Origin of the sequence: Streptomyces sp. CB01881 (assembly GCF_002953255.1) — a bacterium.
Taxonomy (GTDB): Bacteria; Actinomycetota; Actinomycetes; order Streptomycetales; family Streptomycetaceae; genus Kitasatospora.
The window spans coordinates 4,937,472-4,951,957 of the sequence record NZ_CP026498.1; the positions used below are offsets into that span (position 1 = coordinate 4,937,472).

13 protein-coding genes and 2 pseudogenes are annotated in these 14,486 nt (G+C 74.3%); 5 read left to right on the top strand and 10 right to left on the bottom strand.

What is annotated here, in order from left to right; genetic code table 11:
- Both C2142_RS39620 and zapE read right to left on the bottom strand, forming a co-directional pair.
- Positions 1-216 (bottom strand): annotated as a pseudogene (locus tag C2142_RS39620) (DEAD/DEAH box helicase family protein); the annotation flags it as partial.
- 81 nt (positions 217-297) lie between these two features.
- On the bottom strand, positions 298-1,377 hold the full coding sequence (gene zapE / locus C2142_RS11510) for a cell division protein ZapE (protein ID WP_148642553.1): 1,080 nt from the start codon (positions 1,375-1,377) through the stop codon (positions 298-300).
- 75 nt (positions 1,378-1,452) lie between these two features.
- Between zapE and C2142_RS11515 the strand changes: the two genes are divergently transcribed.
- From C2142_RS11515 to msrB, 4 genes are all read left to right on the top strand, one after another.
- A complete protein-coding gene (locus C2142_RS11515; RefSeq protein ID WP_148642554.1) occupies positions 1,453-2,238 on the top strand; it encodes a pyrimidine reductase family protein in 786 nt (261 codons plus the stop codon).
- A 143-nt stretch (positions 2,239-2,381) separates the two neighbouring features.
- Positions 2,382-2,843, top strand: coding sequence for an indole-3-glycerol phosphate synthase (locus tag C2142_RS11520; protein ID WP_148642555.1), 462 nt, complete (start codon positions 2,382-2,384; stop codon positions 2,841-2,843).
- A gap of 111 nt (positions 2,844-2,954) precedes the next feature.
- Positions 2,955-4,385, top strand: coding sequence for a UDP-N-acetylmuramate--L-alanine ligase (murC, locus tag C2142_RS11525; protein WP_148642556.1), 1,431 nt, complete (start codon positions 2,955-2,957; stop codon positions 4,383-4,385).
- 24 nt (positions 4,386-4,409) lie between these two features.
- Entirely contained in the window at positions 4,410-4,820 is a 411-nt protein-coding gene (msrB, locus tag C2142_RS11530; RefSeq protein ID WP_148642557.1) for a peptide-methionine (R)-S-oxide reductase MsrB, read from the top strand.
- A gap of 81 nt (positions 4,821-4,901) precedes the next feature.
- On the opposite strand, the gene C2142_RS11535 is transcribed toward msrB, so the two are convergent.
- The 8 genes from C2142_RS11535 to C2142_RS11570 all read right to left on the bottom strand — a co-directional run bounded on the left by C2142_RS11535 (position 4,902) and on the right by C2142_RS11570 (position 12,831).
- Positions 4,902-6,074, bottom strand: a complete 1,173-nt coding sequence (locus tag C2142_RS11535) for a cytochrome P450 (RefSeq protein WP_148644711.1) — start codon at positions 6,072-6,074, stop codon at positions 4,902-4,904.
- An 80-nt stretch (positions 6,075-6,154) separates the two neighbouring features.
- Positions 6,155-6,715: an ATP/GTP-binding protein gene (locus C2142_RS11540; protein WP_148644712.1), complete on the bottom strand. Its 561-nt coding sequence runs from the start codon at positions 6,713-6,715 to the stop codon at positions 6,155-6,157.
- A gap of 151 nt (positions 6,716-6,866) precedes the next feature.
- On the bottom strand, positions 6,867-7,229 hold the full coding sequence (locus tag C2142_RS11545) for a DUF742 domain-containing protein (protein ID WP_148642558.1): 363 nt from the start codon (positions 7,227-7,229) through the stop codon (positions 6,867-6,869).
- Positions 7,226-7,657, bottom strand: coding sequence for a roadblock/LC7 domain-containing protein (locus C2142_RS11550; RefSeq protein WP_241002520.1), 432 nt, complete (start codon positions 7,655-7,657; stop codon positions 7,226-7,228). The genes C2142_RS11545 and C2142_RS11550 overlap by 4 nt, the downstream gene beginning before the upstream one ends.
- Entirely contained in the window at positions 7,654-9,612 is a 1,959-nt protein-coding gene (locus C2142_RS41515; protein ID WP_148642559.1) for an ATP-binding protein, read from the bottom strand. Before C2142_RS41515 ends, C2142_RS11550 begins: the two co-directional genes overlap by 4 nt.
- A 63-nt stretch (positions 9,613-9,675) precedes the next feature.
- On the bottom strand, positions 9,676-10,701 hold the full coding sequence (locus C2142_RS11560; protein WP_148642560.1) for an MBL fold metallo-hydrolase: 1,026 nt from the start codon (positions 10,699-10,701) through the stop codon (positions 9,676-9,678).
- Positions 10,702-10,967: 266 nt separating this feature from the next.
- Complete coding sequence (locus C2142_RS11565; RefSeq protein ID WP_148642561.1) at positions 10,968-11,714, bottom strand: hypothetical protein; 747 nt, start codon at positions 11,712-11,714, stop codon at positions 10,968-10,970.
- Between the two features lie 193 nt (positions 11,715-11,907).
- Complete coding sequence (locus C2142_RS11570) at positions 11,908-12,831, bottom strand: GNAT family N-acetyltransferase (RefSeq protein WP_148642562.1); 924 nt, start codon at positions 12,829-12,831, stop codon at positions 11,908-11,910.
- A 257-nt stretch (positions 12,832-13,088) separates the two neighbouring features.
- On the opposite strand from C2142_RS11570, the pseudogene C2142_RS11575 reads away from it, so the two are divergent.
- Positions 13,089-14,446, top strand: a pseudogene (locus tag C2142_RS11575) (DUF692 domain-containing protein).
- Positions 14,447-14,486: the final 40 nt, after the last annotated feature.

Here is a 14,486-nt window from a genome sequence, read left to right on the forward strand (position 1 = left end):
GGCGCCATCAGTGGGGCGCTGGAGCTTCTCGATCATCCACGCCGTGGTGGCCGACTTGCCGGTACCGGTGGCACCGAGCAGGACGACGTCCTTCTCCCCCGCGCGAATCCGGCGCTCCAGCTCGGCGATGGCCGCCGGCTGGTCGCCGTTGGGCTGGAAGGGGCTGACGACCTCGAAGGGCGCCTCTGACCGCTCAATACTCGTGATGGGTCGCACGAGTCCACCGTACGACCCATCACTGACAACACGGGTGCCAACGCGTGATCCTGCGCCGGGGCCACGGGCCCGGCCCCCGCGTCAGCCCTTCGCGCTGTCGCGGGCGAGGGCGACCAGGCGGGAGACGGCGCGCAGGTACTTCTTGCGGTAGCCGCCGCGGAGCATCTCCTCCGGGAAGACCTGGTCGAAGGGGATGCCGGAGGCGGTGATCGGCAGCTCGCGGTCGTACATCCGGTCGGCGAGGACGACCAGGCGCAGCGCGGTGGACTGGTCGTCGACCTGCCGCACGCCCCGCAGGCAGACCGCCTGCACGTCGTCCAGCAGGGCGCCGTAGCGGCTGGGGTGGACGGCGGAGAGGTGGTCCAGCAGCGCGCCGAAGTCGTCCAGCGAGGCGCCCGGGGTGCGGGCGGCGACGGCGTCCACGTGCGCGTCGGCGTAGGGCGGCGGGGCGTCCGGGAGGCCGCGGTGGCGGTAGTCCTGGCCGTCGATCCGCATCGGGCGGAAGTGCGCGGAGAGGCCCTGGATCTCGCGCAGGAAGTCGGCGGCGGCGAACCGGCCCTCGCCGAGCTTCTCGGGCAGGGTGTTGGAGGTGGCGCAGAGCTTGACGCCGTTCTCGACCAGGCGGCCGAGCAGGGTGGAGACGAGGACGGTGTCGCCCGGGTCGTCCAGCTCGAACTCGTCGATGCAGAGCAGCCTGTGGCCGGAGAGGGTCTGTACGGCCTGCTGGAAGCCGAGCGCGCCGACCAGGTTGGTCAGCTCGACGAAGGTGCCGAAGGCCTTGGGGCCGGGCACGGCGTGCCAGAGCGAGGCGAGCAGGTGGGTCTTGCCGACGCCATAACCGCCGTCCAGGTAGACGCCGGCCGGGCCGGTGGGTGCGGGGGCGCTGCGGCGGAACCAACTGCGCTTGGGGGCCGCGCCGTTGACGCTGTTGAGCGTGCCGGCGAACTGCTCCAGCACCTGCACGGCCTCGTACTGGCTGGGCTGGGTCGCGTCGGGGATGTACGTCCCGAAGCTCACGTCGGAGAAGCGGGGCGGGGGGACCATCTCGGCGACCAGGCGCTCGGCGGGAACGACGGGGCGCCGGTCGGTGAGCGCGACGGGGGCGGGGGTTATCGACCCGGTCTCGGTCGCGGCGTCGGGGTGTGGGGCTGCTGCGGGCACGGTAGTAGAGGGTACGCCTGGTCGTGCACGCCTCAGGGCGGGGCCACCGGTGGAGGCCGGTGGAAGACTGGCGGTATGCAACAGTTGATCAGCCCGCTCGCCCAGTCCTTCGCCGATCCGGCCTCGCTGGAGTCGCTGGCCGCCGTCTACGCGTACCCCGACCAGGTGAATCACGGCCGGCCGTGGCTGCGCGCCAACATGGTGTCCGGCCTGGACGGCGGGGCGAAGCTGGACGGGCTCTCCGAGGGGCTCTCCGGGGACGCCGACAAGCGGATCTTCGGGGTGCTGCGGGCGCTGTCGGACGTGGTGCTGGTGGGTGCCGAGACGGTTCGCGCCGAGGGCTACCGCCCCGGGCGGGCGCGGGCCGAGTTCGCGCAGGCGCGCCGGGCGGCCGGGCAGGCCCCGGCTCCGGCCATCGCGGTGGTCAGCCGCTCGCTGGGGCTGGACCTGGCGGCGCCGCTGTTCACCGAGCCGCTGGTGCGGACGGTGGTGATCACCACCGAGGACGCCCCGGCGGAGAGCCTGCGCGCGGTGGCCGAGGTGGCCGACGTGGTGCAGGCCGGCCGCGGCTCGGTGGACCTGCGGGCGGCGGTCGCGGCGCTGGCCGCCCGGGGCTGGACGAGGTTGCTGAGCGAGGGCGGCCCGCGGCTGCTGGGACAGCTGGCGGCCCAGGAGCTGCTGGACGAGCTGTGTCTGTCGCTGGCGCCGTTGATCACGGCCGGCGACGCGCCGCGCATCATCCACGATGCGCAAATGCCTGACGTGCAGCGGATGCGGCTGGTCTCATTGATCGAGCAGAAAGGATTCCTCTTCACCCGCTACCTGCGTCTTCACCCGCACTCGGCCTCGCCGACCCCGTGATCCCCGGAATGTGATCCCGATCCCGGTCGGGAGCCTTCGTCCGCGTGGCCCGTGTGACGGGTGGGAAGCGTGCGGAAAGCTTCCGCCGGGCAGTATGGGATGCGATGCCGGGGCCCGGGGGCCGGCCACTGGAAGGGATTCACGTGTTCAAGACGGTACTGATGATCGAAAAGGCGCTCTCCGACGACGACGTGGAGCTGGTCACCACGCTCCACAGCGACGAGAAGGTGTCCTTCGTCGTCCTGATGCAGCCGCGCGGCAAGCAGGACGAGCTGCTGCGGGCCCTGGACGACGTCGCGCTCGGCCACCTCGACAAGGTGGTGCACGAGCACGACGAGTCCGAGAGCGGGCCGACGGTGGCCAGCGAGTCGCTGGAGCACAGCCTGCGCCACCTGCGCGCGGCAGGGGCCGAGGCGGTCGGCGAGCTGGTCGAGGAGAAGCCGCTGGAGCGGCTGCGCACCGCGGTCGAGGAGCACGAGGCCGACGAGGTGGTCGTGCTCACCTCGCCGCACTTCGTGGAGGAGTTCTTCCACCGCGACTGGGCCTCCCAGGCCCGGCACAAGGTGGGCGTCCCGGTGCTGCGGCTGTTCGCCAGCGACTCCTGAGCCGACCCGCCGGTGGTGCAGAATCGTCCTTGCGGCCCGTCCGCGAGGACGATTCGCACGTCCGACCCCAGCTGTCCCCCTGTCCTGCCCCCGCCCGTACGGAGCCCCGCCTTGAACGACGCCGCGCACGACCTGCACGCCCCGCACTTCATCGGTATCGGCGGCGCCGGGATGTCCGGCCTGGCGAAGATCCTCGCGGTCCGCGGCGCCAGCGTCTCCGGCAGTGACTCCAAGGAGTCCGAGACCGTCCTGGCGCTGCGCGCGCTCGGCGCCGACGTGCACATCGGCCACGCCGCCGAGAACCTGCCGGAGGGCGTCAGCAGCGTCGTCGTCTCCAGCGCGATCCGCGCCGACAACCCGGAGCTGGCCGCCGCCCGCGAGCGAGGCATCCCGGTCGTCCACCGCTCCGACGCGCTGGCCGCGCTGATGGGCGGCCGCCGGGCGCTGGCGGTGGCCGGCACCCACGGCAAGACCACCACCACCAGCATGCTGGCCGTCGCCCTCGGCGAGCTGGGCCTCGACCCCTCGTACGCGATCGGCGGCGACCTCGACGCACCCGGTTCCAACGCCCACCACGGCACCGGCGAGATCTTCGTCGCCGAGGCCGACGAGAGCGACCGCAGCTTCCACAAGTACGCGCCCGAGGTGGCGATCGTGCTCAACGTGGAGCTCGACCACCACGCCAACTACGCCTCGATCGACGAGATCTACGAGTCCTTCGAGACCTTCGTCGGCCGGATCACCCCCGGCGGCACCCTGGTCGTCTCCGCCGACCACGCGGGCGCGCGCGAGCTGACCTCGCGGGTGGCCGACCGTGAGGGCCTGAACGTGGTCACCGTCGGCGCCGCCGAGGACGCCGACGTCCGCGTCCTGTCGGTGGTCGCCCGCGGCATGACCAGCGAGGTCACCGTCCTGCTGGACGGCGCCGAGCTGGCCTTCACCGTCTCGGTACCCGGCCGGCACTACGCGCACAACGCGGTCGCGGCGCTGGCCGCCGGCGTCGCGCTCGGCGTCCCGGCCTCCGACCTCGCCAAGGCGCTCGGCGCCTACACCGGCGTGCGGCGCCGGCTCCAGCTCAAGGGCGAGGCGGGCGGCGTCCAGGTGATCGACTCCTACGCCCACCACCCGACCGAGATGACCGCCGACCTGGAGGCGATCCGCGAGGGCCTGGAGGGCGCGGGCCGGGTGCTGGTGGTCTTCCAGCCGCACCTGTTCAGCCGCACCCAGCAGCTCGCCGAGGAGATGGGCCAGGCGCTCGCCCTCGCCGACGCCTCCGTCGTCCTCGACATCTACCCGGCCCGCGAGGACCCGATCCCCGGTGTCACCAGTGAACTGATCATCGACGCGGCCAAGCGGGCCGGCGCCGACGTCACGCCCGAGCACGCCTTCGACGCCGCCCCCGCCCTGCTGGCCGGCCTGGCCCGCCCGGGCGACCTGCTGCTGACCATGGGCGCGGGCGACGTCACCAACCTCGGGCCGGCCATCCTGGAAGAATTGGGGCAGGGCCTGGGGCACCTCGCGAACGTCGCCACCAACGTCTGAGGACCTGTCGACCGGGAGCGTGTGATGAGCTACGAGATCGAGAAGACCGACGCCGAGTGGCGCGCCCAGCTCACGCCGGAGGAGTACCACGTCCTCCGCGAGGCCGGCACCGAGCGCCCGTTCGTCGGCGAGTACACCGACACCAAGACGGTCGGCGTCTACGGCTGCCGGGCGTGCGGCGCCGAGCTGTTCAGCTCGGAGACCAAGTTCGACAGCCACTGCGGCTGGCCGTCCTACTACGCGCCGCTCGCCGGGGACCGCGTCCAGTACATCGAGGACACCACGCTCGGCATGCGCCGGGTCGAGGTGCGGTGCGCGCGGTGCGGCGGGCACCTCGGGCACGTCTTCGAGGGCGAGGGCTACGGCACGCCGACGGACCAGCGGTACTGCATCAACAGCATCTCGCTGACACTGAAGCCGGCCGACGAGGGCTGACCCCGCGTGCACGCAGGCCCGGGAACCGTCGTCCGGTCCCCGGGCCCGCGTGCGCCCGTGGTCGTACCCACCGCCCGCCGGCTACCCCGGGACGGGCTGGAAGCGGACCGGCAGGTGCACCAGGGCCCGGTGGAAGGGGCCCGGGCGCCAGAGCAGGTGGCCGGCGGGCGTCGCGAGTTCGAGGTCGCTGAGGCGGCTGGTGAGCTGCTCGATGGCGGTGATCGCGATCAGCAGCGCGGGGTCGCGGGCCGGGCAGGCGTGCGGGCCGGCCGACCAGGCCAGGTGGGCGGACTGGCCGCTGCCCAGCCCGGTGCCCTCGGTGGACGGCGCGGCCTGGGAGTTGGCGGCCGCGTAGGAGACCAGCACCAGCGAGCCGGCCGGGATCTCGCGGCCGTGGAAGGTGACGTCGTAGCGCGGGTAGTGGGCGGAGAGGTTGGCCATCGGCGGCTCGTGCCAGAGCGCCTCGTCGATCGCCTGGTGCGCGGTCATCGCGCCGCCGAACAGCGAGCCGGCGTAGCGGGCGTCGGTGAGCAGCCGCAGCAGCGCGTTGCCGATCAGGTTGGCGGTCGGCTCGTGCCCCGCGATCATGGTGAGGGTGATCTGCCGGACCACCTCGTCGTCGTCCAGCCGGGCCGGGTGGGTGAGGAACCAGGAGGTCAGGTCGCGCTGGGGCCGTGTGCGGCGCTCGGCGACCATCTCGGTCACCACCGCGACGAGGTCCGTGTAGGCGACGACCGACTGCTCCGTGGACTCCACCATGTCCGCGATGCCGGCCACCAGCCGGGCACTGTGCTCCTCCGGCACGCCGTACCAGGTGTTGAAGACGAACGCCGGCAGCCGGCGCGCGTACTGGGCGATCAGGTCGGCCGAGCCGGTGGCCGCGAAGGCGTCGATCAGCTGGTGGGCGACCTCGGCGATCCGGCGCTGGAGCAGGTGCGGTTCGAGCAGGGCGAGCCCGTCGGTGATCACCTGGCGGTAGCGGGCGTGCTCGGCGCCGTCGGTGAAGAAGGCGGTGGGGCGGAAGCCGAGCATCGGCTGCAGCGGCGAGTCCGGCGGGACGGTCTCCGGCCAGGCCCGCGGGTCCTTGGAGAAGGTGTCGGTGTCGCGCAGCAGGTCCAGTGCGGCCTGGTAGTCGGTGACCAGCAGGGCCTCGACCCCGGGGGCGAGCTCCACCGGGGCGACGGGGCCGTAGCGGCGCAGCCGGTCGTAGACGAGCTTCGGGGCGGCGGCGAACTCCGGGCCGTACAACGCGATCGGTCCGTCGTGCGCACCGGTGCCGGTGGGGCCGGCTCCCGTGGTGTCGGCGCCGGTGGTGCCGGTGGTGTCGGTGCTGGTCACGGCTGCTCCGGGGCGGCGTCGGGTGCTGCGGGCAGGCCGTGCAGGACGTGCTCGGCCAGCGCGATCAGCGCGTCCAGGCTGGCGCCGCGGTCGCGGGCGTCGCAGAGCACCAGCGGAGTGGCGGGGTGGAGGTCCAGGTGCGCCCGGAGCACGTCGACCGCGTGGCCGGGCGCGTCCGGGAAGCAGTTGACGGCGACCGCGTACGGCAGGCCCTGCTCCTCGACCATGTCCATGATCTCGAAGGAGTCGGCCAGCCGGCGGGTGTCCGCCAGCACCAGGGCGCCGACGGCGCCGCGGGCGATGTCCTGCCAGAGCGGGAAGAAGCGGCGCTGGCCGGGGGTGCCGAACATGTAGAGCACCACCTGGCCGGGCAGGGTCAGGCGGCCGAAGTCGACCGCGACCGTGGTGGTGGCCTTGCCGGGTAACAGCGCGGTGTCGTCGACGGGGGCCCCGGTCTCGGTCATCGCCTCCTCCGTGTGGAGGGTCGGGATCTCCGAGAGGGTGCGGATGAGCGTCGTCTTGCCGACCCCGAACGGGCCGGCGACGACCAGCTTCATCAGTGTCTGGTCCCGGTCGGGCAGGTAACCCACCCGGCCCGTCCGACCGGCCTGGGCGTGGCCCTGAGCCGGCGCCTGGGCCTGGGTCTGGGCCTGACCCGGAGCCTGGGCCTGGGCCTGGGCCTGGGCGCCCGGCCGGCGGCCGGCGGGGCTACCGGAGAGTGCGGAGTCCAACGAGGAGCCTCTCGACGATGGAGCGGTCGGTCTGCTGTGCGCGGGGGATCGGGGCGCGGGCCCGGAGACAGCCCGCCTCGACCAGGTCGGCCGCGAGGAAGACGGTGGCGCTGACCGGGAGCCGCAGGTGGGCGGCGGCCTCCACCACGGTCAGCGCGCCGGGCTGCAGCAGCTCCCAGAGGCGCCGGTGCTCGCCCTCCAGGTCCTGCAACGCCTGCGGCGGTTCGGCGCCCGTGGCGTGCAGCACGGTGAGCCGCTCGAAGCCCTCCGTGCCGGGGCGGGCCCGGCCGCCGGTGGCCAGATAGGCAGGGACCATCCTCCTGCGGGGTACGGCGGTCATGACCGGGCGCTGGCGTCCTGCCGCCTGGCCGGGCTCGCCAGGGCGTGACCCAGGGCGGCGACCTGGACCTGCATCTGGTAGGCCACGTTGCCGAGTTGGGCCTCCGGGGTGGTGAACACCGCCAGCGAGGTGTTCTCACCGGCCGGGACGACGATGGCGAAGCCCAGGTCCGACTCGACCACGGTCTGCGCCAGCCGGGGCTGCTCGGTGTCGGTGAACGCGGTGGTGAACGCGCGGGCCGCGGCGTGCACGGTGGCCGTCATCGCGGCGACCCGCTCGGCGGAGGCGCGGCCGAGGCCGTCCGAGGCTCCCTCGACGAGGCCGTCGCCGGTCGCGATGACCGCGTGCAGGACACCCGGCAGCTCCAGTAACGGCGTCAGCACCCACGAGATCTCGTCGGTGGCGGTCAGGCTGGACGTGCTGCTCACTGCTCGGCTCCTTCGGAGGGCTGGGCGGGGCGGTGGCCGGTCGGGCCCGGGCCGGCGGCATCGGGGCCGGTGCGGTCGGGGCCGGTGCGGTCGATGCGGTCGGGGCCGGCGGCATCGGAGCCGGTGCGGTCGGCGGTGCCGACGGCGGCCGGGGTTGTCGTGCCGGAGCCGCCGGTGGCCGGGCGCGCGGCGGCCGGGAGGGCCTCGGCGGCCCGTTGCCCGACGTCCAGGGACTCCGCCCGGGCGACGGCGGCCCGGCCGGAGCCGGTGCCCTGTTGCAGCGCCTGCCAGCGGGCGGCGGCCTCCTCGGGGGTCCGCCCGGCCGGGCCGGTGAGCGTGTCGTCCGGCGCACCCGTCGGGACACCCGTCGAGGCGCCCCCGGTGCCCCGGGCGGTGGTGGCCCGGGCGGCGCCGACGGCCGGCTGCTGGGCGAGCGGCTGGCGCCTGCGCCTGGTGGGCAGGCCGCTGCCGTCGGACGGCGCGGCGGGCCCCGGCGTCACCTCGTGCACCGGCGGCACGACGTGCATGGCCGGCGCGGCGTGCCGGGTCGGCAGGTGGTGCCCGTCCGGCCCGTCGTACCCGTTCTGGTCATCGGACTCGTCGTACGGCGCCGGCACCACCTGCACGGTCGGCGCGGGCGCCGGACCCGCCCCGGCGCGCAGCGGCAGCGGGGTGAGCACCGAGAGCGGCTGCTCCGCGTCCACCACGGTCAGCAGCCCGGCCGGGATCCGCACGATGGTCCGCATGCCGCCGTAGGGCGAGATCTCGATGTGGCAGGCGAAGCCGTACTGCCGGGCCAGTTTGCCGGCCACCGCGAAGCCGGTCTTCGCAGGGTTGCCCAGCTCGGTGAGCAGCACCTCGGGCGGACCGGCCAGCAGCCGGCGGGCACGGCCCAGCTGGTCCTCCTCCATGCCGATGCCGCTGTCGTCGATGATCACCAGCGCGCCACGGCCGCCCTGCTGGACGGTGACCGGGATGTCGGTCTCCGGGTGCGAGTACGCGGTGGCGTTGGCGAGCAGCTCGGCGATGGTGATGGCGAGCGGCTCCGCCGCCCGGGCCACCACGGCCAGCCGGTTCTCCCGCAGGTGGTTGGCCACCTTGATCCGGGCGTAGCCGGGCACCCGGGAGAGCGCGCCGAGCACCACCTCGGCCAGCGGCGAGTCGGTCCGGGCCAGCCCGGGCCAGGCCTCGCAGAGCACCGCGATGGTCTGGATCCGGCGCAGCGCGACCTCGTTGCGGAAGTCGAGTTCCAGCAGCCGGGGGTCGTCGTTGTCGTGCTGGAGCTGCTGGACCAGGCTCTGGATCTGGTAGAGCAGCGTCTGGATCTTGGAAGTGGCGCCGCGCATCGCGGCGCGGGCGGCGGCGTCGACCCGTTCGCGCTCGTCGGTGACGGCGGTGGTGGCGGCGTCCAGGACGGCCTGGAGCAGCCGCACGGCCTCGGGGCCGACGGCCTGCGGGTCCAGCGGGCCGTCGGCGGGAGCGCTGGGGTGGAGAAGCCGCAGTGAGGCGGCACTCACCCGCTCGGCGGCGAGGTGGCCGATCTCGGCCAGCAGGGCGCGGGCCCGATCGTCGGCCTCGGCGGTCCGGCGGACGGCCTCGGCGGTGCGGTCCTCGGCCGCGCGGGCGAGCAGCTCGGCCTCGGCCGCACGGTGCTCCGCCTCGGCGGTGCGTTGGGCGGCCTCGCGGGCCCTGCCCTCCGCGGCCAGCGCCCGGGTCTCGGTGCGCTGCGCCTCCTCGGTGGCCCGGCGGGTGACCGCCTGCGCCTCGCGGAGCTGCTGCTCGCCCCGGGCCAGCCGGCCGTCGGCGGCGCGGGCCCGTTCCTCGCCGTGGGCGGCGGCCGTCTCGGCGGCGACGGCCCGGACGAGTGCGCGGGTCCGTAAGCGGGCCAGGACACCGGCCGCCGCGAGCGCGGCGGCTGCGAGCACTGCCAGGGCGAGCAGCGCGGTCTGCATCATCGAACCTCGGACGTCCTCGATCGAAGGGGGTGGGGGTGCGCCGGAGCGGGCGCGGGCGCCGGGTCAGGCCGACGCGGGGGCGTCCTGCCCGGACCGGGGCCGCGACGGGCGGCCGGCGTCCTCGTCCAGCTCCCTGGCCACCAGGGCGACCTGGCTCATGGCCTCCAGCACGTTCGGCACCTCGCTGCCGTCCAGGTGCCGGTACTCGGCGGCGACGGTGAGCACCAGCCGCTCGGGCAGGCCGAGTTCGGGGTGGCGCTGCTCGGCGATGATCCGCCGGGCGGCGTCCAGCGCCGGTATCCCGGCCTCGTGCAGGGCGTGCGCGCGCTCGCGGACGTAGCCGAGGTAGGCGATGTGGTCCCGGACTCCGGAGCGGTCCAGCACCGGGCCGTGGCCGGGGACGAAGATCTCGGCACCGGTGGCCAGGGCCTGCTCGCAGGCGCCGATGACGTTCTCCAGCGGGCCGGCCCAGTGCGAGGGGTGGTCGCCGGGCTGCTCGGGTGTCGAGCCGAAGATCACGTCGCCGGTGAACACCGCGCGCTGGTGCGGCAGGTGGACGATCAGGTCGCCGCCGGTGTGCGCGGACGGCAGTGCGGTGATCTGGACGGGGTACTCCCCCACCCGGAGCTCCAGCTCGCCGCTGAAGACGGTCTGCGGGTGGACGGGCTCGGTCTCGGACCAGTCGAACTGGCCGAAGTGGCGCTGGAGGTAGCCGCCGAGCAGCGAGGCCGGGTCGCTGCCCGTGACGAGCGCGTGCTGCTGCTTCGGGCTCGGCTCCCAGTGGATGTGGCCGAGCGCCTCGCGGGTGGCGATCACCTCGGCGTCCGGGAGCACGCCCGCGCCCCAGAGGTGGTCGCCGTTGGCGTGGGTGACGACGATCCGGTCGACGGTGACGCCGTCGGCCAGCCGCTGCCGGCTCTCGGCGAGGAACTCGGCGGCGAGGGAGGGGTCGTAGGGCGTGTCGATCCAGAGCGCGGTCCCCGGCGAGGCCAGCAGTCCGCAGTTGGCCAGCCCCCAGCCGCGCTTGGGCGGAAGCCACACGTACAGGTCCTCGGCTATCGCGCTCACGTTCGCACGGCTGATCGTCATATGCGCGATTATGCCGATGATGTGACAGGTATGGGAGCAAAAGACTTGTGATTCAAGCCATTTCCTGTCCCGGACCATCCTGACCTGTCCTACTTCGCACCGGCACGGTCCGGCCCATTTCGTCTCAATGCACGGGGACGGACGGACCGGTGAACGCGGGAGGTCGGACCAGCCGACTTCCCGTTCCCGGGCGGACCCGAAGCGGCGGATCCACGGCGCCCGGCACGCGGATCCACGGCGGACGGCACCCGGTTCCCGCCCGCGGCTCAGACGGCGGGCAGGATCCGGCAGACCTCCACCGTGACGTCCACCGTGTCGAGACCGATGACCCGGCCCTCGACGGCGGCGAATCCTTTCTCCCCGCTGCGGAACAGCGCCGCCAGCGGCGACTTCCGGCCGGTGGCCGCCAGCGCCTCCACCGCCATCGCCGAACCGAAGGCGAAGACCCCGCAGACCACGATGCAGGGCGCCTGCCGGGAGGTACGGGTCACGAAGACGAAGCCGTGGTCCCGGATCAGTTCGTCCGCCGCGTTGTACTGCGCCTCGAAGGTCATCCCGCCCCACCGGGCGCGGGCCGCCTCTGGGTACTCGATGCAGAAGTCCGGGAACGCCGCGCCGAGCACGCTCGCCGAGTACCGGTTGACGCTCGGGCCGCCGATCGAGAAGGTCGGCATCCTCGGGTCCTGCGAGCCGGCCGCGACCAGCTCTATCGTCGCCTTCCGGTTGACCTTCCGCAGCAGGTCGATGAGCTGGGCTATCGCCCGCGCCTCGGCCATCGGCATGAAGAGGACGTTCCTCGGGCCCCGGCTGGTCAGCCGGCGGCCGTCCTTGGCGAAGGCGAACTCCGCCACCTCGATGCCGGGGGTGACGATCTGCACCCGGCTGTACGGCGCGAGCAGCGCACGGAGGAAGCCGTACTGCAGAAAGAGCCGGGCGCGGGCGAGCGAGCGGGCGGCGAGAAAACCGATGACCGCCGGAACGAACCCGACCAGGACCTGAAGCAGGATCTCCATAGCATCCCCCGCGCGGAAGACTCGGGCACGAACTGTCTGCCGAGAGGTGATGCCCCGTAGAACACCGGGAACTCCCGGCATCGCCGTCCACCCGGCGCCCGGCGTCGGCAATGCGCCCACTTCACCCCTTCGAGTGAAGCCCCCCGCCCCGCGCCTGGACGGCCGGCGGGGCGGGCCTCCCCCGGCCCGCCCGTCAGCCGTCCAGCCGCTTGACGAACTTCCGCTCGCTCGCGCAGCGCTCGTACCCGAGCCACTCGTTGATGGCGAGCATCGGCGCGTTGGTCGCGTCGTTGCTGGTGTACGCCCGCCGGTAGCCCGCCACCTGCGCCCGGCGCAGCGACTCCAGCTTGGCGAGCTTGGTCAGGCCCCGCCCCCGGAAGTCCCGCCGGCAGGCCGAGAACGCCGACCAGTAGCGGTCCGCGCCGTCCGTCTGCACCGCGCTGAACGCGACCGGCTCGCCGTCCAGGACGGCGACCGTCGTCAGCTCGCGGTCGAGGTCCGGCCGGGCCCAGTCGCCGTGGAGGAACTCCTCGTAGTCGGCGGCGTCCATCGCGACCTCGCCCGGCTCGTCGCGGATCGCGTCCGCCTCGACGACGAAGATCGGGTACGGGTCCTCCACCCACTCGCTCGCGGGGCGCAGCTCGACACCGGCCGGCAGTGCGGGGGCGGCCGGGAGCGGCAGCGACAGGTCGCGGCGGGCGAAGTGGGCCGTCCGGCCGGCGATGAAGCCCCGGTTCGCCGCGAACTCCAGCGCGCCCGGCTCCTCGTCCACCCAGCTGTGCAGCTCGACGACGCCGTGCCCGGCCAGGTACGCCTCGGCCTCGGCCAGCAGCGCCGTGAACGCACCCCGCCGCCGGTACGCCGGCAGGACGCTGCCGTTGGCGTAGCCGACGCCCCTGGTCGTCGTGCCGGTGACCAGGCCGCAGCGCAGCGCGCCGACCACCCGGCCGTCGAGCTCGGCCACCAGGGTGCGGTGGTGCCGCCCGGCCGGGAGGTTGGCGTCCATCCAGACGACCACCTCGGGGGTGAGCACCAGGTGCTCGCGCCCCGCGCTGTGGGCGGCGGCCACGGCCCCGGCGTCGGCCGGGCGGAAGTCACGGATCGTCAGAGTCGTCATAGGTGCGCCACGGTAGCCCGCCGCGGCCCCGGTTCACCTCCGATTTACCCCCCCACCTGCGGTTCCGTGGCCGGGAGGGGGTTGGAGTCGCTCGTCACCGGGCCGGCAAGCTCAAATAATGCTCTGAGATGACCGGGTGAGGCTTGGCAGTCGCCGCGTCCGGGGACATCCTCAGCAACACAGCCCGGTCCCGCCCTGGCGACGACGCCCGCGCCGGCCGACGGCTTCCCACCCAGCCCTCCGAAGGGGGCGCACCGATGACCTCCCCTGCCCTGAGAGCGCCCGTGAAGGGCACCGCACCCGACCGGGCCACCGCCGCCCCGGCCCCCGCCACGGCCACCCCCGCGCAGGCCGGCACGCTCGGCGTCGGCCTCGGCTGGCGCAGCGAGATCGACATCGTGGTCGAGCGCCAGCCGGGCCTGGACTGGGTCGAGGTGGTCGCGGAGAACGTCTGCGCCGGCCACCTGCCGCAGTCGCTGCGGATCCTGCGGGAGCGCGGCGTCACCGTGGTCCCGCACGGCGTCTCGCTCGGCCTGGGCGGCGCCGACCGGCCCGACCCGGCCCGCCTCGACAGGCTCGCCGAGACCGCCGGCGCGCTCGGCTCGCCGCTGGTCACCGAGCACCTGGCGTTCGTCCGGGCCGGCGGCCTGGAGGCCGGGCACCTGCTGCCGGTACCGCGCTCGCGCGACGCGCTCGCGGTGATCGCCGAGAACGTCCGGATCGCGCAGGACCAGCTGCCGGTGCCGCTGGCGCTGGAGAACATCGCCGCCCAGCTGGCCTGGCCGGACGACGAGCTGACCGAGGGGCAGTTCCTCGCCGAGCTGGTCGAGCGGACCGGTGTCCGGCTGCTGATCGACGTCGCCAACCTGCACACCAACCGGGTCAACCTCGGCGTGGACCCGGCCGCCGAGCTGGACCGCCTGCCGCTGGAGGCGCTCGCCTACGTCCACGTGGCGGGCGGGCGGCTGGTCGACGGCGTCTGGCACGACACGCACGCGCACCCCGTCACCGAGCCGGTGCTGGAGGTGCTGGCCGAGCTGTGCGCGCGGGTCGCACCGCCCGGCGTCCTGCTGGAGCGGGACGCGAACTTCCCGCCGCCCGGGGAGCTGGCCGCCGAACTGGACGCCGTCCGGCGCGTACTGGAGGGGGCCCGGCGATCGTGACGACACCGGAGGACGGCGACCTCGCCGCCGCCCGCGCCCGGCTGGCCGAGCGCCAGGAGGCCCTGCTGGCCGCCCTGGTGGCGGGCGGGCCGGTCCCGCCGGGCTTCGACGAGGCCCAGGTCCACGCCCAGGCACTGGGACTGGCCCACAAGCGCAGGGACACCACGGCCAAGGTGGCCCCGGAGCTGCCCCGGCTGCTCGGGCCGCAGTACGGGCCGCTGTTCCTCGCCTTCGCGCGCCGGCACCCGCAGACCGGCGGGTACCGCGCGGACGCCCGCGCCTTCGCCGCATGGGCGCTGGGCAACACCTCGGCCTACGGCCCCGGGGAGGGGCTCGGCCCGGACCAGCGGCAGGCCCTGGGGCAGTGGCTCCGCGGCCCCGCCCCGCAGACGTCGCCCGGCCCGCTCACCCGCCTGCGCCGGGCCCTGCGGCCCGCCCGCCGGCACCACTGACCCGATCTCCGCTTCATTCACCACCCGGGGGAATCCGCCC